21 protein-coding genes are annotated in these 18,565 nt (G+C 63.0%); 15 read left to right on the top strand and 6 right to left on the bottom strand.

All coding sequences use genetic code 11. The features are described from left to right. Positions 1-108: 108 nt before the first annotated feature. A complete protein-coding gene (locus ABWY06_RS17895; protein WP_353926933.1) occupies positions 109-1,482 on the bottom strand; it encodes an MATE family efflux transporter in 1,374 nt (457 codons plus the stop codon). A 405-nt stretch (positions 1,483-1,887) separates the two neighbouring features. On the opposite strand from ABWY06_RS17895, the gene ABWY06_RS17900 reads away from it, so the two are divergent. Further along, entirely contained in the window at positions 1,888-2,205 is a 318-nt protein-coding gene (locus ABWY06_RS17900) for a YqfO family protein (protein ID WP_353926934.1), read from the top strand. 63 nt (positions 2,206-2,268) lie between these two features. Here ABWY06_RS17900 and ABWY06_RS17905 read toward each other — a convergent pair whose 3' ends face one another. Both ABWY06_RS17905 and ABWY06_RS17910 read right to left on the bottom strand, forming a co-directional pair. Beyond that, positions 2,269-2,772 (bottom strand): L,D-transpeptidase family protein, encoded by a 504-nt coding sequence (locus ABWY06_RS17905; protein WP_353926935.1) that lies wholly within the window; start codon positions 2,770-2,772, stop codon positions 2,269-2,271. Positions 2,773-2,812: 40 nt separating this feature from the next. Continuing rightward, the gene (locus ABWY06_RS17910) at positions 2,813-3,352 is read right to left on the bottom strand and encodes an NUDIX hydrolase (RefSeq protein WP_353926936.1); all 540 of its coding nucleotides are present in this window, start codon (positions 3,350-3,352) and stop codon (positions 2,813-2,815) included. 143 nt (positions 3,353-3,495) lie between these two features. Here ABWY06_RS17910 and ABWY06_RS17915 point away from each other — a divergent pair, with 143 nt between their 5' ends. Genes ABWY06_RS17915 through ABWY06_RS17935 form a run of 5 tightly spaced genes read left to right on the top strand, consistent with a single transcriptional unit; the run spans position 3,496 to position 6,800 of the window. Beyond that, positions 3,496-4,098, top strand: a complete 603-nt coding sequence (locus ABWY06_RS17915; RefSeq protein WP_353926937.1) for a CoA pyrophosphatase — start codon at positions 3,496-3,498, stop codon at positions 4,096-4,098. A gap of 17 nt (positions 4,099-4,115) precedes the next feature. Next, positions 4,116-4,637, top strand: coding sequence for a gamma carbonic anhydrase family protein (locus ABWY06_RS17920; protein WP_353926938.1), 522 nt, complete (start codon positions 4,116-4,118; stop codon positions 4,635-4,637). Further along, on the top strand, positions 4,634-4,846 hold the full coding sequence (locus ABWY06_RS17925) for a DUF1289 domain-containing protein (protein WP_353926939.1): 213 nt from the start codon (positions 4,634-4,636) through the stop codon (positions 4,844-4,846). Before ABWY06_RS17920 ends, ABWY06_RS17925 begins: the two co-directional genes overlap by 4 nt. Before the next feature lie 38 nt (positions 4,847-4,884). Next, positions 4,885-6,066 (top strand): formate-dependent phosphoribosylglycinamide formyltransferase, encoded by a 1,182-nt coding sequence (purT, locus tag ABWY06_RS17930; protein ID WP_353926940.1) that lies wholly within the window; start codon positions 4,885-4,887, stop codon positions 6,064-6,066. Further along, entirely contained in the window at positions 6,063-6,800 is a 738-nt protein-coding gene (locus ABWY06_RS17935) for an SGNH/GDSL hydrolase family protein (protein WP_502948223.1), read from the top strand. The genes purT and ABWY06_RS17935 overlap by 4 nt, the downstream gene beginning before the upstream one ends. Here the strand turns inward: ABWY06_RS17935 and ABWY06_RS17940 are convergent. Beyond that, positions 6,775-8,061: an HlyC/CorC family transporter gene (locus ABWY06_RS17940; protein WP_353926941.1), complete on the bottom strand. Its 1,287-nt coding sequence runs from the start codon at positions 8,059-8,061 to the stop codon at positions 6,775-6,777. The two genes, ABWY06_RS17935 and ABWY06_RS17940, sit on opposite strands and share 26 nt — an antisense overlap. 19 nt (positions 8,062-8,080) lie before the next feature. Then, positions 8,081-8,881 (bottom strand): cytochrome C assembly family protein, encoded by an 801-nt coding sequence (locus ABWY06_RS17945; protein WP_353926942.1) that lies wholly within the window; start codon positions 8,879-8,881, stop codon positions 8,081-8,083. A gap of 155 nt (positions 8,882-9,036) precedes the next feature. Between ABWY06_RS17945 and ffh the strand changes: the two genes are divergently transcribed. The 5 genes from ffh (at position 9,037) to rplS (ending at position 12,634) form a co-directional block, all read left to right on the top strand. Then, the gene (gene ffh, locus ABWY06_RS17950; RefSeq protein ID WP_353926943.1) at positions 9,037-10,434 is read left to right on the top strand and encodes a signal recognition particle protein; all 1,398 of its coding nucleotides are present in this window, start codon (positions 9,037-9,039) and stop codon (positions 10,432-10,434) included. A 241-nt stretch (positions 10,435-10,675) separates the two neighbouring features. Next, complete coding sequence (gene rpsP, locus ABWY06_RS17955; RefSeq protein WP_353926944.1) at positions 10,676-10,927, top strand: 30S ribosomal protein S16; 252 nt, start codon at positions 10,676-10,678, stop codon at positions 10,925-10,927. Positions 10,928-10,932: 5 nt separating this feature from the next. Beyond that, entirely contained in the window at positions 10,933-11,469 is a 537-nt protein-coding gene (rimM, locus tag ABWY06_RS17960; RefSeq protein ID WP_353926945.1) for a ribosome maturation factor RimM, read from the top strand. 19 nt (positions 11,470-11,488) lie between these two features. Then, complete coding sequence (gene trmD, locus ABWY06_RS17965) at positions 11,489-12,241, top strand: tRNA (guanosine(37)-N1)-methyltransferase TrmD (RefSeq protein WP_353926957.1); 753 nt, start codon at positions 11,489-11,491, stop codon at positions 12,239-12,241. Between the two features lie 42 nt (positions 12,242-12,283). After that, entirely contained in the window at positions 12,284-12,634 is a 351-nt protein-coding gene (gene rplS, locus ABWY06_RS17970) for a 50S ribosomal protein L19 (protein WP_353926946.1), read from the top strand. A 435-nt stretch (positions 12,635-13,069) separates the two neighbouring features. On the opposite strand, the gene ABWY06_RS17975 is transcribed toward rplS, so the two are convergent. Next, positions 13,070-13,744, bottom strand: coding sequence for a cyclic di-GMP-binding domain-containing protein, MshE-related (locus ABWY06_RS17975; protein ID WP_353926947.1), 675 nt, complete (start codon positions 13,742-13,744; stop codon positions 13,070-13,072). A 150-nt stretch (positions 13,745-13,894) separates the two neighbouring features. Between ABWY06_RS17975 and xerD the strand changes: the two genes are divergently transcribed. The 4 genes from xerD (at position 13,895) to thrC (ending at position 18,558) form a co-directional block, all read left to right on the top strand. Then, on the top strand, positions 13,895-14,791 hold the full coding sequence (xerD, locus tag ABWY06_RS17980) for a site-specific tyrosine recombinase XerD (RefSeq protein WP_353926948.1): 897 nt from the start codon (positions 13,895-13,897) through the stop codon (positions 14,789-14,791). A gap of 146 nt (positions 14,792-14,937) precedes the next feature. Continuing rightward, positions 14,938-15,663 carry a thioredoxin fold domain-containing protein gene (locus ABWY06_RS17985; protein ID WP_353926949.1) on the top strand — a complete coding sequence of 242 codons (726 nt, stop codon included), beginning with the start codon at positions 14,938-14,940 and terminating at the stop codon, positions 15,661-15,663. 111 nt (positions 15,664-15,774) lie between these two features. Beyond that, a complete protein-coding gene (locus ABWY06_RS17990; RefSeq protein WP_353926950.1) occupies positions 15,775-17,079 on the top strand; it encodes a homoserine dehydrogenase in 1,305 nt (434 codons plus the stop codon). A 69-nt stretch (positions 17,080-17,148) separates the two neighbouring features. After that, positions 17,149-18,558 carry a threonine synthase gene (thrC, locus tag ABWY06_RS17995; RefSeq protein WP_353926951.1) on the top strand — a complete coding sequence of 470 codons (1,410 nt, stop codon included), beginning with the start codon at positions 17,149-17,151 and terminating at the stop codon, positions 18,556-18,558. Positions 18,559-18,565: the final 7 nt, after the last annotated feature.

Below are 18,565 nucleotides of genomic sequence, written 5' to 3' on the forward strand. Positions count from 1 at the left end.
TAAGTGCGTCAGCTTTGCTCGGCTTGGAAGCAGCTTAATTAGTTTTCGCACACGGATTATTAGTTGCGTTTTATTCTAAGCAGCGGGTCCTTCGGGTAGGTTTGCCTGTCACCTAGCGCCCGCGCCCAGCTGCGCGGTCAGGCGAAAGGCGACCCAGAGCGCCAGCGAGCCGAAAATGACCGACCCGATGGCCGGGCCTATCAGTACGCCGGCGGGTCCGTACTGCGCTCCGAAATAGGCGAAAGGAATGGTGCCCAGTGTGGCGCGGGCCCAGTTGAAACCCATCGAATACAGCGGCCGGCCGAGGTTGTTGAAGGCGGTATTGGCCACGAACAGAGCGCCGATAAAGAAGAAACTGGCCGCCAGGCCGCTGCAGAACAACGCGATCAGCTCGGCGGCTGGTCCTTGTGCCGAGAATGCGCGAATGATCAACGACTGTCCCAGCGCCAGCAGGATCCATGCCGCGCCGACCACCATGCCCATAAACAGCAGGCTGCCGCGCAGCGTCGCGTGCACCCGATCGAAACGGCCGGCACCGAGGTTCTGACCGAAAATGGGGCCGACCGCACCGCTCAACGCATACACCAGGCCAAAGGCAACTGGGGTCAAGCGATCGATGGTGGCCTGGCCGGCGATGGCGGCCGGGCCGAACTGGGCCATAAAGTGGGTCACGAAAGCGGCGCCGAAGGGCGTCGCCAGATTGGCCAGGATGGCCGGTCCAGCGACGCGCCCCACGTGCAGGCTGTCCGGGAACCAGCGCGCTGGCTGGAACCGTCCCAGCAGCTGGTGGGCGTGCAGGACTCCCCAAAGGCCCATGGCGAGCATGCTGAGGCGGGCAATCACCGCGGCGATGGCGGCGCCTTCCAGGCTCAGGTGCAGCCCGAAGATCAGCAGTGGATCGAGCAGTGCGGTGACCAGCGCGCCGATCAGCGTCACATTCATGGCCCGTTTGGCGTCGCCCACCGCGCGCAGCAGCGATGAGCAGCCCATGGCGACGCCCAGGGCGGGGACCGATAGCAGGGTAATGCGTAAATAGAGCGCGGCCTGTGCCCGTGTTTCGCCCTCGGCGCCCAGTACATTGAGCAGGGGATCCAGCGCCAGGTAGGTGGCCAGTGCGACCAGCGCGCAGGTCAGGCCCATCAACACCAGGCTGCTGCTGGCGATGTGTCTGGCCTGCTCGGCCTGGCCGGCCCCTATGCTCCGTGAGACTTGCGCGGCGATGCCGATCATCAGGCCGATGCAGACCGATAGTTGAAAAAATCCCACCACCCCGGCGAAACCGACTGCCGCGGCCACCGATTCCTCGCCCAGGCGCGAGATATAGAACAGGTTGATCAGGTCGACCAAAAATACCGCGATCAAGCCGATAGCGCCGGTACCGGACATCACGGCCACATGGCGTAGCGGTGAGCCACTGACAAACTGCGCCGTGGCACGGGGCGGGGCGAGGGCAGTCAGGGGGGAGCTGTCAGGTTCGGTCATGGCGGCATCGCGACAGGTGGTCTGCCAGCATAACCGAGGCGGTGTCTGATCGGCACTGTGCGGGATGGGTATTGGGCGGCCCCACGGCCATCTACAGAGAGGGCGGCAGACGGCGTGTGCCCATGGAGCTACTGGCGGCTGAGGGCGCCCACGCGCATCCAATGGATGGTGCATGCCGCGGCCAAACGCCGCGGGTTGTCGCTGGACGGCGCGCCTAGGTCGCCCTACCGTGATGGCAATGGCCAACAGGCCCTAACTGCCGGGGAGGGCGAACAGTTCACCGCGTGCCCAGTCCAATGGTGGGCAGGTGATCGGGGTCGCATTGCTTAAAGGCATAACGCCATTACGCTGTGGCATCATAACCCCTGTTCCTTTCGCTGCGCTTTGGCTTGCTGGAGGCCGTTGATGTACAAGTTGTGTTTTTATGTCCCCGATACCCACCTGGAATCCGTCAAAGGCGCGGTGTTCGGCGCTGGCGCCGGGCGAGTGGGCACTTACGATCACTGTTGCTGGCAAAGCCTGGGGCGAGGGCAGTTCCGGCCGCTGGAAGGCAGTCAGGCCTTTCTCGGGCAGGTGGGACGGCTGGAGGAAGTCGCCGAGTGGAAGGTTGAACTGGTGGTGGCCGACGAATTGATCCATGACGTGGTCAAGGCGTTGCGTGCCAGCCACCCTTATCAGACGCCGGCGTTCGATGTCTGGCGCTTGTCCGATCTGCTGCTCTAGAGAGCTGTCGAGCCGACCTGCGGCTCGACTGAGTGGCGGGTTTTCAAGCGGCTCGCTTTGCCCTCAGGGACGGATTTCGATCAGCGTGCCATCCTTGACCAGGCTCCAGACTTCGCGCATGTCGGCGTTTTTCAGGGCGATGCAGCCCTCGGTCCAGTCCAGGGTATGGAAGAACCATTCCGGATACTCGTCGTTCAGTGGGGTGCCGTGCAGCATGATCATGCTGCCGGGACGCACGCCTTCTCTTTTCGCTCGCGCCACGTCTCGGGCGTTGGGATAGGAAATGTGCATGGCCAGGTTGTATTTGTCGCTGTTCTTGCGCCAGTCCAGCCAATAGATGCCTTCCGGGGTGCGTTTGTCGCCCTCGAGCCTCTTCGCTCCCTCGGGCTTTTTACCCAGGGAGATACGGTAGGACTTCAGCGGCTTGCCGTAGCTGATCAGGTACAGCTTGCGCTCGGATTTGACCACCAGCACTTTGTGGATGGTGGTGCCTTCCAGCGAGGGGGTGGCAGTGGCATGGGACAGGCTGATAAACGACCAACAGAGAACAGCAAACAACCAACGCATCGGAGCAATATCCCAGGTGTGTATAAAGCCGCCGTGGCGGTCAGGTGCGTAACGCCGTTATCGCCTCGTTGCGCAGTGGGTAAGTGCGCTCCAGGCGGTCGGAGAAATAGCATTCTAAGGTACGGCCGATGGTCGGGAAAGCCAGCTCTGACCAGGGAATGTCGCGTTCATCGAATAACTGCACCTCCAGGCTCTCCTCGCCCGCGGCGAAATTCAGGTCCACCAGCTCGGCGCGAAACAGCATGTACACCTGGTTGATGTGCGGCAGGTCGAACAGGGTGTAGAGGCTGAGGTTGCGTACCCGTGCACAGGCTTCCTCGAGGGTTTCGCGGGCCGCGGCCTGCTCCAGGGTTTCGCCGTTTTCCATAAACCCGGCCGGCAGCGTCCAATAGCCACGGCGCGGTTCGATGGCGCGCCGACACAGCAGTACCTGCTCGCCCCAGATCGGCAGGCAGCCGGCGACGATGCGTGGATTCTGGTAATGGACGACCTGGCATTGGCCGCAGACATGGCGCAGGCGGTTATCGCCTTCGGGGATGCGTAGGGTGACCGCGTGACCGCATTGGCTGCAGAATTTCATGGTGAAGTCTCCGGCTGAGGCGTCATCTTGGCGCGCGCCGGCGTGGACGGCAAACTAATGCTGCATGCCAGCGGTGCAGGGCTTGGGCGGGCTGGTTCTTTCATGCCATGATGCCTCGGACAATAAAAACGCCGAGAGTGCCGATGCTGGACGAGCTCCTGCAGCGTGTGCGCAGCCACACGCCGCGTCTTCTGCAGACCGACCGCCGTTTCCCCGAAGCGGCGGTACTGGTGCCCATCACCCGTAGCGACGAACCTGAACTGGTGCTGACGTTGCGTGCCAGTGGGTTGTCGACCCATGGCGGCGAGGTGGCCTTTCCCGGCGGGCGACGTGATCCGGAAGACCCAGATCTGATTTTTACCGCCTTGCGAGAGGCCCAGGAGGAGATCGGCTTGCCGCCGGGGCTGGTGGAAGTGATAGGGCCACTGAGCCCCCTGGTTTCGCGGCATGGCATCCAGGTCACGCCCTATGTGGGCCTGGTACCGGACTATGTGGAGTACAAGGCCAATGACGGCGAAATCGCCGCGGTCTTCACGGTGCCCTTGGCGTTTTTCTGCGACGATCCACGCCAGACTACCCACCGCATCGATTACCTGGGGCGCAGCTGGTATGTGCCCAGTTACCGCTACGGCGAGTACAGCATCTGGGGGTTGACGGCGATCATGGTGGTTGAGTTGGTCAACCTGCTGTATGACACCGGGATCGACCTGCAACAGCCTCCCGACCACTTTATCGCCTTGAGTTGACCCATGAGGACGCGAGCATGAATTACCGACTGGGCGCCGCCCGAGTAGAGGCCGATCCCAGCAGTTGGATCGCGCCGAGCGCCACGCTGGTGGGCAAGGTCAAACTGGAGGCGGGGGCCAGCGTCTGGTTCAACGCGGTGCTGCGTGGCGATAACGAATTGATCCTGATCGGCGAGAACAGCAACGTCCAGGACGGCAGCGTGATGCACACCGACATGGGCTTTCCCTTGACCCTGGGCAAGGGCGTGACAGTGGGCCATAACGCCATGCTCCACGGTTGCACGGTGGGCGACTACAGCCTGATCGGCATCAATGCGGTTGTGCTTAACGGCGCGCGCATCGGCAAGTATTGCATCATCGGCGCCAATGCCTTGATTGCCGAGGGCAAGGACATTCCCGATGGCAGCCTGGTGATGGGTTCGCCGGGCAAGGTGGTGCGCGAGCTCAGCGAGCAGCAGAAAAAAATGCTCGAGGCCGGTGCCGCGCACTATGTGCACAACGCCCAGCGTTATGCCCGCGACCTGGTCGCCGAGGAATGACCGACGAACGCCCGCTGGCCTCGCCCTGTGTGCAGATCTGCGCCCTGGACGACGCTGACCTGTGCATCGGCTGCCAGCGCTCCATCGACGAAATCAGCCGCTGGGGGCGGATGGACAATGCCGAGCGCCGTGCGGTCCTGGCCCGCTGCGTCGAGCGCGTCAGCGCCAGCGGCCAGTGGTTGCGCGAGCCCGATGGCCGCCCGGCCTGAGTGTTACCCGTACCTCTCTGTTTAAAGGAAACCATCGGATGCCCCGTATCGGAACCCCGTTGTCGCCCAGTGCGACCCGTGTATTGCTCTGTGGCTCGGGCGAGCTGGGCAAGGAAGTGGTGATCGAGCTGCAGCGCCTGGGCGTCGAGGTGATCGCGGTCGATCGCTACGCCAATGCCCCGGCCATGCAGGTGGCGCACCGCAGCCATGTATTGGACATGCTCGACGGCGCCGCCCTGCGCGCCGTAATCGAACTGGAAAACCCCCATTACATCGTGCCGGAGATCGAGGCCATCGCCACCGCGACCCTGGCCGAACTGGAGGCCGAGGGCTTTACCGTTATCCCCAGCGCGCGCGCCGCCCAGTTGACCATGAACCGCGAGGGTATTCGTCGCCTGGCCGCCGAGGAACTGGGGCTGCCGACGTCGCCCTACCGTTTCGCCGACTCGCTCGAACAATGCCAGGATGCGGTGCAGGCCCTGGGGTATCCCTGTCTGATCAAGCCCATCATGAGCTCTTCCGGCAAGGGTCAGTCGCTGCTCAAGGGGCCGGACGACCTGCAGGCCGCCTGGGACTATGCCCAGGCGGGTGGGCGGGCGGGCAAGGGCCGCGTGATAGTCGAGGGGTTTATCGATTTCGATTACGAGATCGCTTTGTTGACCGTGCGTCACGCCGGCGGCACGACCTTCTGCGAGCCGGTCGGGCACCGCCAGGTCAGGGGCGACTACCAGGAGTCCTGGCAGCCCCAGGTGATGAGCCCGCTGGCGCGTGCCGAGGCCGAGCGGATCGCGCTGGCGGTAACCGGGTCGCTGGGTGGGCGCGGCCTGTTCGGGGTGGAGCTGTTCGTCAAGGGTGACCAGGTGTGGTTTTGCGAGGTGTCGCCACGGCCCCATGATACCGGCCTGGTCACGCTGATTTCCCAGGACCTGTCGGAGTTCGCCCTGCATGCACGGGCGATCCTGGGCCTGCCCATTCCGCGGATTCGTCAGCTGGGTCCGGCGGCCTCGGCGGTGATCCTGGTGACGGGCCAGTCGCGCCAGGTCAGTTTCGCCGGCCTGGGCGAGGCACTGGCCGAGCCGGACACCGCCTTGCGCCTGTTCGGCAAGCCCGAGGTCGAGGGTCAGCGGCGCATGGGTGTGGCTCTGGCGCGGGATGCCTCGGTGCAGGCGGCCCGTGCCAAGGCGATCCGTGCGGCCCAGGCGGTTCAGGTCGAGCTGTGAGCCGTTGGCGCAGCCTGGCCTGGTGGGGCATGGCGCTGCCCTTGTTGCCGCTGCTGGTGCCCCTGGCCGTGCATACGCGGCGCACCGCCCTGCGCTTGCCTCCCGCCAGCGGGCCGACCAGGGGGGTGGCGGGTGCGCACTGCGCCGGCACGCCCCTGCGGCTGCTGCTGGTGGGCGAGTCGACCGTGGTCGGGGTTGGCGTGGCGACGCTGGAGCAGGCCTTGCCGGGCCAGTTGGCCGTGGCCTTGTCCCGCGCGTTGGCCCGCCCGGTATGCTGGCGTATCTGTGGGGAAAACGGCATCACGGTTGACCAGGCGCGGCAGCGCCTGCTGCCCTCGGCGCTGGCCGAGCCGGCGGACCTGGCGGTGCTGGTGTTCGGCGTCAATGACAGCACCCGGCTCACCGCGCCTTTGGCATGGGAGCGGGCGCTGGGTGAGATGGCCCAGGCTTTGGGCGCCCAGGGTGCGCAAGTGGCCTTTACCGCGGTGCCGCCCTTGCAGCACTTCAGTGCGCTGCCCTGGCTGCTGCGGCATTTGCTGGGCGCGCGGGCCAGATTACTGAATAGGCATCTGGGGCAGTTGGCGGCCCGCCTGAACTTGGCGCGTTGCACCGTGGATCTGGAGTTTTCACCCGCTTACCTGGCGCTGGACGGCTATCACCCGTCGGCCCTTGGCTACCGCGTCTGGGCCGAAGGCCTGGTGACTAAGCTTAGGGCGTCGGCGGTCGGGGCATAACGCCGGCCTGCCAGACCCGAACGCTTTTCACCCGGTTATCCATCGACTGCAGGATTTCCAGGCGGTAAGGGCCGATCTTCAGGCACACCGCGCTGTCGGGAATGCTTTCCAGGGCTTCGGTGACCAGGCCGTTGAGAGTCTTGGGGCCGTCGCAGGGCAGGTGCCAGCCAAGCGCCTTATTGATCTCGCGGATATAGGCGGCGCCGTCGATAACTTGGGTGCCGTCCGCCTGGGGATGAATATCCGGACTGCGCAGCAGATCTTGGTTGCTGAAGTCGCCGACAATTTCTTCGAGAATATCTTCCAGGGTAACTATGCCCAGTACGTCGCCGTATTCATCGACGACGATGCCGATGCGACGTTTCTGTTTCTGGAAGTTGATCAGCTGGGTCGACAGCGGCGTGCTTTCCGGGACGAAATAGGGTTCGTGGTAAGCCTCGGCCAGGGCTTCCTTGGTCAACTGGTTATGGGTCAGCAGGCGGGCGATCTGGCGCATATGCACTACGCCCTCGATCTGGTTGATGTCGTTGCGAAAGACCGGCAGGCGCGTGTGGCCCGTGGTGCGCAATTGCGTGGTGATGTCTTCCAGGCTGTCGTCGAGGTCGATGCCGGTGACCTCGTTGCGCGGGATCATGATGTCGTTGACCGTGACATTTTCCAGGTCGAGGATGCTCAGCAGCATGTTCTGGCGATTCTGCGGCAGGTCGTCAGCGGACTCGCGCACCACGTTGCGCAGCTCCTCGGTGGTCAGGCCGTCGTTGCTCGGACGGGTCGGGTCAACGCCCAGCAGTCGAAGCAGGCCGTTGCTGATTCCGCCGAGCACCAGCACCAATGGGTGAAGGAGTTTGAGCAGCAGGATCAGCGGGAAACTGAAGGGGTAGGCCACCAGCTCGGGCCGCAGGGCTGCGAAGGTCTTCGGGGTGATCTCGCCGAAGATCAGCACCATCAGCGTCAGGCCCAGGGTGGCGATGGTAATGGCGATGCCGGCCTCGTCCCAGAATTGCAGGGCCAGCACCGTGGCGATCGACGAGGCGAGGATATTGACGAAGTTGTTGCCGATCAGGATGGCGCCGAGCAAGCGGTTCGGGCGAACCAGCAGGGCGCTGATCCGTCTGGCGCCGCGGTGTCCTTCCTTGGCCAGGCGCCGCAATCGGTAGCGGTTGAGGCTGAGGATGCTGGTTTCCGAGCTGGAGAAAAACGCCGAGCAGAGGATCAGGAAAACCAGCAGGCCGATCAGAAAACCAGGGTGCGCAATGTCCACGGGGGTGCCTAGAAGGTGCCTAAATATGCAGGATGAATTCGCGGACCAGCTTACTGCCGAAATACGCCAGCATCAGCAGGCAGAAGCCTGCCAGGGTCCAGCGGATCGCTTTGTGCCCACGCCAGCCCAGCTGGTGGCGGCCCCACAGCAGCACGGCGAAGACCACCCAGGCCAGGCAAGCCAGCAGGGTTTTGTGCACCAGGTGCTGGGCGAACAGGTCCTCGAAGAACAGCCAGCCGGAGATCAGCGAGGCGGACAGCAGCGCCCAGCCTGCCCAGAGGAAACCGAACAGCAGGCTTTCCATGGTTTGCAGGGGCGGAAAGTTCTTGATCAGCCCGGACGGGTGTTTGTTTTTCAGTTGATGGTCCTGCAGCAGCAGCAGCAGGGACTGGAACACGGCGATGGTGAGCATGCCGTAGGCCAGAATCGACAGCAGGATATGCGCCAGGATGCCGGGCTCCTCGTCGATCGGCTGCACCGTGCCGGACGGCAGGAACTGTGCGAACAGCACCGTGATGCAGCCCAGGGGCAGAAACAGCAGCAGCAAATTCTCCACCGGGATGCGCGCGCAGGCCAACAGCGTCAGCAGGATGGCCGAATAGGCGATCAGGCTGGCCGCGTTGAAGAAGTCCAGGGCCAGGCCGGCGACGGCGTGCAGTTGCAAAAACAGACTGGCGCCATGGAAAAACAGTGCGATCGCCACCAGTAGCGCCAGCAGGCCCTTGCGCGGAATTTCCCGGCGGGCCAGGCGCAAGCCCTGGTAGGCGGTGGCGCCGGCGTAGAGGCCGGCGGCAACGAGGCTGGGCAGCAGAGGGTGCATAAGTCCTTGTTAGGCGAGCCCGAAAGGTCGCGAGTGTGGCATACAACCTGTGTCTCACGAAAGGCCGGCACCGGTGTCGGCCCGGTGGAGTCTTGGTTATAATCGATGACCTGCCAGCTCAACCTCGGTTCATCTAGAGCCTGTAAAGGAACGTCATGTTCGAAAACCTAACCGACCGTCTCTCCCAGACCCTGCGCCATGTCACCGGCAAGGCCAAGCTGACCGAGGACAATATCAAGGACACCTTGCGCGAGGTGCGCATGGCCCTGCTCGAGGCCGACGTCGCCTTGCCAGTGGTCAAGGACTTTGTGGCCAAGGTCAAGGATCGCGCGGTGGGCACCGAGGTGTCGCGCAGCCTGACGCCGGGCCAGGCCTTCGTGAAGATTGTGCAGGCCGAGCTCGAAGCGCTGATGGGCGCCGCCAACGAGGACCTTAACCTGGCGACCACGCCGCCGGCGGTGGTGCTGATGGCGGGGTTGCAAGGGGCGGGCAAGACCACCACGGCCGGCAAGCTGGCGCGCTTTCTCAAGGAGCGCAAGAAAAAGACCGTGATGCTGGTGTCGGCCGACGTCTACCGCCCGGCGGCGATCAAGCAGCTGGAAACCCTGGCGGCGGAAGTCGGCGTGACCTTCTTCCCGTCGGACATCAGCCAGAAGCCGGTGGCCATCGCCGAGGCGGCGATTCGCGAAGCCAAGCTGAAATTTATCGATGTGGTGATCGTCGACACCGCCGGCCGGTTGGCCATCGATGCCGAGATGATGGCCGAGATCCAGGCCGTGCACGCGGCCATCAAACCGGTCGAAACCCTGTTCGTGGTCGATGCCATGACCGGCCAGGATGCGGCCAACACGGCCAAGGCCTTTGGCGATGCCTTGCCGCTGACCGGGGTCATCCTCACCAAGGTCGACGGCGATGCCCGAGGCGGTGCGGCCCTGTCGGTGCGTGCCATTACGGGCAAGCCGATCAAGTTCCTCGGCATGGGCGAGAAAAGTGACGCCCTCGACCCTTTCCACCCGGACCGCATTGCCTCGCGCATCCTCGGCATGGGTGACGTACTCAGCCTGATCGAGCAGGCCGAACAGAGCATGGATCGGGAAAAGGCCGAGAAGCTCACCAAGAAGCTGAAGAAGGGCAAGGGTTTCGATCTCGAAGATTTCCGCGACCAGTTGCAACAAATGAAAAACATGGGCGGCTTGGGCGGTCTGATGGACAAGTTGCCGAACATCGGAGGCATGAATCTGGGGCAGATGGGCAGCGCCCAGGGCGTCGCCGAGAAGCAGTTCAAGCAGATGGAATCGATCATCAACTCCATGACTCCGGCGGAGCGACGTGACCCGGAGATCATCAGCGGCTCGCGCAAGCGCCGTATCGCCATGGGGTCCGGCACCCAGGTGCAGGACATCGGGCGGCTGATCAAGCAGCACAAGCAGATGCAGAAGATGATGAAGAAATTCACCGCCAAAGGCGGCATGGCCAAGATGATGCGCGGCATGGGGGGGATGGGTGGTCTGCTGGGTGGCGGAGGCGGCGGAATGCCGGGGATGCCCAAGTAAGCCACAAGCCACAAGCCACAAGCCACAAGCCACAAGCCACAAGCCACAAGCTCAGGCCCGGGGCGTTAAGCGTGAAGCTTATCGCTCGGGGCTTGCAGCCGCTTCAGCCTGCTTTATTTCGCTTTTTCCGAAAAAGGCTTGGCAAAAAAACCGATAATCCTTAGAATATGCGGCCTTTCGGGCCTAGTGCCCTATGCATGCATATCAGTTTTGCAGCACCGACTACAGGAACGATGTTCACATGGTAACCATCCGTCTTGCCCGTGGCGGCTCCAAGAAGCGCCCGTTTTACCACCTCACCGTGACCGACAGCCGCAATGCGCGCGACGGTCGTTTCGTTGAGCGTATTGGTTTCTTCAACCCGGTTGCCGCCGGTGGCGAGATCCGTCTGTCCGTTGATCAAGAGCGTGCTACCTACTGGCTCGGCCAGGGTGCACAGCCGTCTGAGCGTGTTGCTCAGCTGCTCAAGGATGCCGCCAAGGCAGCAGCCTAAGCGCCATGAACGCGACGCCCGCTCCCGCCGATGACCTGATCGTCATTGGCAAGATTGTTTCGGTGCACGGTGTTCGCGGCGAGGTGAAGGTCTTTTCCTTTACCGATCCGATTGACAACCTGCTGGACTACCGTAGCTGGACGCTCAGGCGTGACGGCGAGGTTCGCCAGGTTGAGCTGGTCAGCGGACGCTCGCAGAACAAGGTTCTGGTGGCAAAGCTCAAGGGGCTCGATGATCGCGAAGAGGCACGCCTTCTCGCTGGATTCGAAATCTGCGTGCAGCGCAGCCTGTTACCGGATCTGACCGACGGCGAGTACTACTGGTACCAGTTGCTCGGATTGAAGGTGATCGACCAGCTTGGGCAATTGCTCGGGCGTATCGACCATCTGCTCGAGACCGGCGCCAACGATGTAATGGTGGTCAAGCCTTGCCCCGACAGCCTGGATGATCGCGAACGCCTGTTGCCCTATACCGGGCAGTGCGTGTTGGCTGTCGATCTGCTGGCTGGCGAGATGCGGGTCGAATGGGATGCAGATTTCTAACGGCGGGTGTGTGAGCGATATGGCCAGCCTGCGTGTGGAAGTCATCAGTTTGTTTCCCGAGATGTTTGCCGCCATCAGCGAGTACGGCATCACCAGTCGTGCGGTCAAACAGGGGCTGTTGCAGCTGACTTGTTGGAATCCGCGCAGCTACACCGAGGATCGCCACCACACGGTGGATGATCGCCCCTTCGGTGGGGGACCCGGGATGGTGATGAAGATTCAGCCTCTGGAAAGCGCCTTGGCCGATGCCAGGCAGGCTGCCGGAGGGGGGGCGAAGGTGATTTACCTGTCGCCCCAAGGCCGTCGACTGACGCAGTCGGCGGTCCGCGAATTGGCGGGTCGACAAGCGTTGATCCTCATCGCGGGACGTTATGAAGGCATCGACGAGCGCTTTATTGAGGCGCATGTCGATGAAGAGTGGTCGATTGGTGACTATGTCCTGTCCGGTGGCGAGCTGCCGGCGATGGTCCTGATCGACGCGGTGACGCGTCTGCTGCCCGGGGCCTTGGGGCATGCAGATTCGGCCGAGGAGGACTCCTTTACGGATGGCCTGCTCGACTGCCCGCACTACACCCGTCCGGAGGTGTATGCGGATAAGCGCGTTCCCGACGTGTTGCTTAGCGGCAATCACGCACATATCCGGCGTTGGCGTTTGCAGCAGTCCCTTGGAAGGACCTACGAACGTCGCGCTGATCTTCTGGAAAGCCGCTCGCTTTCTGGAGAAGAGCAGACGCTGCTGGACGAGTTTATTCGCCAGCGCAACGATAGTTAACGTATCGATGGCAAGCCCGAGGGTTTGTCTTAGGAGCACAGCATGACCAACAAAATCATTCTGCAACTCGAAGCAGAGCAGATGACCAAAGAAATCCCACCCTTTGCCCCGGGTGACACCGTCATCGTGCAAGTGCGTGTGAAAGAAGGCGACCGTCAGCGTCTGCAGGCCTTCGAAGGCGTAGTCATCGCCAAGCGTAACCGTGGCGTCAACAGCGCGTTCACCGTGCGCAAGATCTCCAACGGCGTCGGCGTGGAGCGTACCTTCCAGACCTACAGCCCGCTGGTTGACAGTCTGGCTGTCAAGCGTCGCGGCGACGTGCGCAAAGCCAAGCTGTACTACCTGCGCGACCTGTCCGGCCGTGCAGCGCGCATCAAAGAAAAGCTGTCCTGATCGACTGCTTGTTGCGCCAAAAGGCAGCCTACGGGCTGCCTTTTTTGTACCTGCGATTTACCTTTTGCTGCGCGCCCGTAAGGGCGCTTGGCCCAATCCGTCATGCGCGGGCCGGGAACTGATTCGGCGCGCCGGGATGCTGGATATCCGTCTTCGCGGGTATGACGGTGCCCAAGGTGCCCAAGGTGCGCACGTTGCCTGTTGTACTTGGGGCTGGGGCACACGACGCAGGAGCCTGATGGTGGTTTTGTTGGTCGACCTACCGCGCTCACGCTGCTTCGACACCAGGGGCAACAGGACGACCGTTGTCCCTGGGGGTAAGGGCATCCGGCCTCACCTCGTCATTCCCGCGTAGGCGGAAATCCGGGCGCCAATCAGGCCCTGGATGCGCGAATGCGTATTGCTGGGCTATGGCCGCTGCCGGTGGCGCCAATTTCAGGGTCTCAGGCTGATCCTCAGTGAGGCCTGGGACAGGTCGATGTCCTGCAAGCTAACGCTGCCGAAGCGTTGGTCGGGGCTGGCCCCCGCTACCCGAATATTGTCGAAGCGCAACTCGCCGATGGAGCTGGGCAGGCGCAGGTTGAGCGAACCGTCGGGATTGATCCGCGAGCTGAGCCTGTCGGTGTCGTAGCGCACGTCGTGCAGCGAGGTCTCGGCGTCCAGCTGGTTCAATACAGGCAGTATCAGCTGCGCCAGTTGCTCGAGGGTGGCGAGGTCGCCGGTGGCTTCCTGGGGCTGAAACAGGCCTTGCAGGACTTGGTCCAGGCCCTGGGCGCTGACCTCACTCAGCTGCTGGTCGTTCAGCGGTTGCAGGCCTCGCGGTGTTTCCTGGCGACTGAGGCTGCTGGGCAGGCGCTGGACATCGGCACTGGCCAGCTGGAAAGGGCCGAGCAGGGCGGCGACCAGGGTGGCGGTCAGGCGCAAGGAGCCCTGTTTCTTCAGGGCTTTGTGCAGCTGGCGTTCGGTCAGCAGGCCCTGTTCCAGCAGGATCTCACCCAGGCGTTTGCCACTGGTCAATTGCAGGGCAATAGCCTGGTCAAGGTGCGCGATGGTGATCAGGCCCTTGTCGACCAGGATCTGGCCGAGGCGCGAATGCGATTGGCTGGGCATGGAGTGGCTCCGTTGCGGATACTGGCTTTATAGCATCATGGTCGGCGCGGCGATGCCTGTCACCTGTCCAAAAGATAGGTAGGGCCGGGCGCTGGTGCCAGCGGGCATGGCTGTGAAAGACTGCGCGGATTCGAATGGCCCGAGTTTCCCATGTCCGTTGTCGAGCATCCCCTGATCGAGTCCTTCCTCGAATCCCTGTGGCTGGAAAAAGGCCTGTCACCCCATACTCGCGCGGCTTACCGCAGCGACCTGATGCACTTCCTTGGTTGGTTGCAGGCCCGCGACCTGGACCTGCCGCGGGTCGATCACCAGGTCTTGGTCGAGCACCTGGCCTGGCGCGTGGAGGCGGCGTACGTGGCGCGTTCGACTGCGCGCTTCCTTTCGGGGGTGCGCGGCTTCTACCGCTACCTGCTGCGCGAGCAGTTGATCGAGGTCGACCCGACCCTGCAGGTCGACATGCCGCAACTCGGCCGGCCACTGCCCAAGTCCCTGTCGGAGGCCGACGTCGAGGCGCTGCTGGCGGCGCCGGAGTTGCAGGACCCTATTGGCTTGCGTGATCGGGCAATGCTCGAGGTGCTCTATGCGTGCGGCTTGCGGGTGACCGAACTGATCAGCTTGACCCTGGAGCAGGTCAACCTGCGTCAGGGCGTATTGCGGGTGTTTGGCAAGGGCAGCAAGGAGCGCCTGGTGCCAATGGGGGAGGAAGCGATCGCCTGGGTCGAGCGGTACCTGCGCGAAGCGCGCCCACTGCTGCTCGATGGCAAGCCCAGCATCGTGCTGTTTCCCAGTCAGCGCGGCGAGCAGATGACCCGCCAGACCTTCTGGTACCGCATCAAGCACCAGGCGCAGGTGGCGGGCATCGGCAAGAGCCTGTCGCCGCATACCCTGCGCCATGCCTTCGCTACCCACCTGCTCAATCACGGCGCCGACCTGCGGGTGGTACAGATGCTGCTGGGGCACAGTGACCTCTCCACCACCCAGATCTACACCCATGTGGCCCGTGCCCGGTTGCAGGAGTTGCACGCCCGCCACCATCCTCGTGGGTAAAGGGGGGAGCCAGGGAGTCTGCGTCGCGGCGGTAAGCGGCCGTCCGTCTGTCGAGATTCTCCGACCCGCAGCGGTCGGACTCCAGGGGGGAGTGTGATAGGCTTTCTCCTTCCAGCAAGACCGTCCGCCGCTCGACAGGAGTATCCATGCGCGTGACCCGAATGTTCGCTGCCGCCACCCTCGGCCTGGCCTGCAGCCTGGCCCTGGCCGCCGATCCCGACCAGGCCATCCGGCAAGCCTTTCAGGCGCTGCAGCCCGACCTGCCGATCGAAGGCATCGCCGAAAGCCCGCTGGCCGGTATTTACCAGGTCTCGCTCAAGGGCGGCCGTATGCTCTACGCCAGTGGGGATGGCCAGTTTATCCTGCAGGGTTCGCTCTACCAGGTGCAGGGCGGCAAGGCGATCGATCTGACCACCCTGGCCGAGAGCAAGGGCGTCGCGGCGGAAATCGCCAAGGTACCCTTGAGCGACATGGTGGTGTTTGCGCCGAAGGCGCCGAAAACTCATATCACCGTCTTTACCGACACCGATTGCGGCTATTGCCAGAAGCTGCACAGCGAAGTGCCCGAGCTCAATCGGTTGGGGGTCGAGGTGCGCTATGTGGCCTTTCCACGCCAGGGCGTGGGCTCCCACGGTTACAACGGGCTGGTCAGTGTCTGGTGCTCAAGCGACCGTAAGGCAGCGATGAACAAGGCCAAGTCCCGCGAAGAACTGCCCGCCGTCAGCTGCGAGAATCCGGTGGCCAAGCAATTCGACCTGGGCCAGTTGATCGGTGTCGACGGCACGCCAGCCATAGTGCTGGCCAACGGTCAGATGGTGCCCGGCTATCGTCCGGCCCCGGAGTTGGCCGAGCTGGCCTTGAGGGCCAAGTAAGGTGGCGGGCGTCACGGATTGACTATTGGGGAGTCGCTTCGTAATGTGCGGCTCTTTTTCACGGCCGGGCCTAGCCCGGCCGTTTTGCGCAGCACAGCAGGGGGTTACAGGGTGAAACCGGTCAAAGTGGGCATCTGTGGATTGGGTACCGTCGGTGGCGGTACGTTCAATGTGCTTCAGCGCAATGCCGAGGAGATTGCCCGCCGCGCCGGGCGCGGTATTGTAGTGGCGCAAATTGCCCAGCGCCGACCTAACCCCCAGTGCCAGATTACCGGTACGCCCATCACCGCGGATGTTTTCGAGGTGGCGCGCAATCCCGAGATTGATATCGTCATCGAGCTGATTGGTGGTTACACCGTTGCCCGCGAACTGGTGCTCGAGGCAATCGCCCAGGGTAAACACGTGGTCACTGCCAACAAGGCGCTGATCGCCGTGCATGGCAACGAGATTTTCGCCAAAGCTCGGGAAAAAGGCGTGATCGTCGCATTCGAGGCTGCCGTCGCCGGTGGCATTCCGGTGATCAAGGCGATCCGCGAGGGCTTGTCCGCCAACCGCATCAACTGGGTGGCTGGCATCATCAACGGCACCGGCAACTTTATCCTGACCGAGATGCGCGACAAGGGGCGCACGTTCGAGGACGTGCTGAAGGAGGCCCAGGCCCTCGGTTATGCCGAGGCCGATCCGACTTTCGATGTCGAAGGCATCGATGCGGCGCACAAGCTGACCATCCTGGCGTCCATTGCCTTTGGCATTCCGCTGCAGTTCGACAAGGCGTACACCGAAGGCATCAGCCAGCTGACCGCTGCCGACGTGAACTATGCCGAGGCGCTGGGTTATCGCATCAAGCACCTGGGCGTCGCGCGCAGCACGGCCGCGGGCATCGAGCTGCGGGTGCACCCGACGCTGATCCCGGCCAGCCGGCTGATCGCCAATGTCAACGGCGTGATGAACGCTGTGATGGTCAATGGCGATGCCGCCGGTTCGACCCTGTTCTATGGTGCGGGCGCCGGCAAGGAGCCGACGGCCTCGTCGGTAATCGCCGACCTGGTGGACGTGGTTCGCGCCATGACCAGCGACCCGGAAAATCGTGTGCCGCACCTGGCCTTCCAGCCCGATTCGCTGTCGGCTCACCCGATTTTGCCCATCGAGGCCTGCGAAAGTGCCTATTACCTGCGGATTCAGGCTAAGGATCATCCGGGCGTCCTGGCGCAGGTGGCCAGCATCCTCTCGGCGCGGGGCATCAATATCGAGTCGATCATGCAGAAGGAAGTCGAGGAACACGACGGCCTGGTGCCCATGATCCTGCTGACGCACCGGGTGGTGGAGCAGCGCATGAATGACGCCATCACCGCCCTCGAGGCGCTCGATGACGTGGCCGGTCCTGTGGTGCGCATTCGCGTCGAACAGCTGCTCTAACGCCCCCGGTGGCGGCCGGCTGCGGCCGCCACCGGGTGAGCGTCTTCACTCGAACAAAGGGTTTACAGCATGCGTTATATCAGCACCCGCGGTCAGGCTCCGGTCCTGAATTTCGAAGATGTGCTGCTGGCCGGTCTGGCCAGCGACGGCGGTCTCTATGTGCCGGAAAACCTGCCGCGCTTCACCCAGGAGGAAATCGCTTCCTGGGCCGGCTTGCCCTACCACGAGCTGGCGTTCCGGGTGATGCGCCCTTTCGTCACGGGCAGTATCGCCGATGCCGATTTCAAGAAAATCCTCGAAGAAACCTACGGCGTCTTTGCCCATGAAGCTGTGGCACCGTTGCGCCAGTTGAACGGCAACGAATGGGTGCTTGAGCTGTTCCATGGCCCGACCCTGGCGTTCAAGGATTTTGCCCTGCAGTTGTTGGGTCGCCTGCTCGACCACGTGCTGGCCAAGCGTGGCGAGCGGGTGGTGATTCTCGGTGCGACCTCCGGTGATACCGGTTCGGCCGCCATCGAAGGTTGCCGTCGCTGCGACAACGTCGATATTTTTATCCTCCACCCGCATAACCGGGTGTCCGAGGTGCAGCGCCGGCAGATGACCACCATCCTCGGCGAGAACATCCACAATATCGCTGTCGAAGGCAACTTCGACGACTGCCAGGAGATGGTCAAGGACAGCTTCGCCGACCAGGCCTTTCTCAAGGGTACGCGTCTGGTGGCGGTCAACTCGATCAACTGGGCGCGGATCATGGCCCAGATCGTCTACTACTTTCATGCGGCCCTGCAGTTGGGTGGCCCGGCGCGTTCGGTGTCGTTCTCGGTGCCGACCGGCAACTTCGGCGACATCTTCGCCGGTTACCTGGCCCGCAACATGGGGCTGCCGATCAATCAGCTGATCGTCGCCACCAATCGCAACGACATCCTGCACCGCTTCATGAGCGGCAATCAGTACGTCAAGGAAACCCTGCACGCCACGTTGTCGCCTTCGATGGACATCATGGTCTCGTCGAACTTCGAGCGGCTGCTGTTCGACATGCACGGTCGCAACGGCGCGGCCATTGCCGGTCTGATGGATACGTTCAAGCAAGGTGGCGGTTTCAGCGTTGAAGACGAGCGCTGGACCGAAACCCGCAAGCTGTTCGACTCCCTGGCGGTCAGTGACGAACAGACCTGCGAAACCATCGCCGAGGTGTTTGCGCAAACCGGTGAGCTGCTGGATCCGCACACCGCCATCGGCGTCAAGGCGGCTCGCGCCTGCCGTCGCAGCCTGGATACGCCGATGGTAATCCTCGGCACCGCCCATCCGGTCAAATTCCCTGAGGCAGTGGAGAAGGCGGGCGTAGGAAAAGCGCTTGAACTACCTGCACATTTGTCTGATTTATTCGAGCGTGACGAACGCTGCACTGTCTTGCCAAACGACCTCAAAGCCATACAGGCCTTCGTCAGCCAGCATGGCAATCGTGGCAAACCGTTGTAACGGTATC

Origin of the sequence: Pseudomonas sp. (genome assembly GCF_040514055.1) — a bacterium.
Classification (GTDB): domain Bacteria; phylum Pseudomonadota; class Gammaproteobacteria; order Pseudomonadales; family Pseudomonadaceae; genus Aquipseudomonas.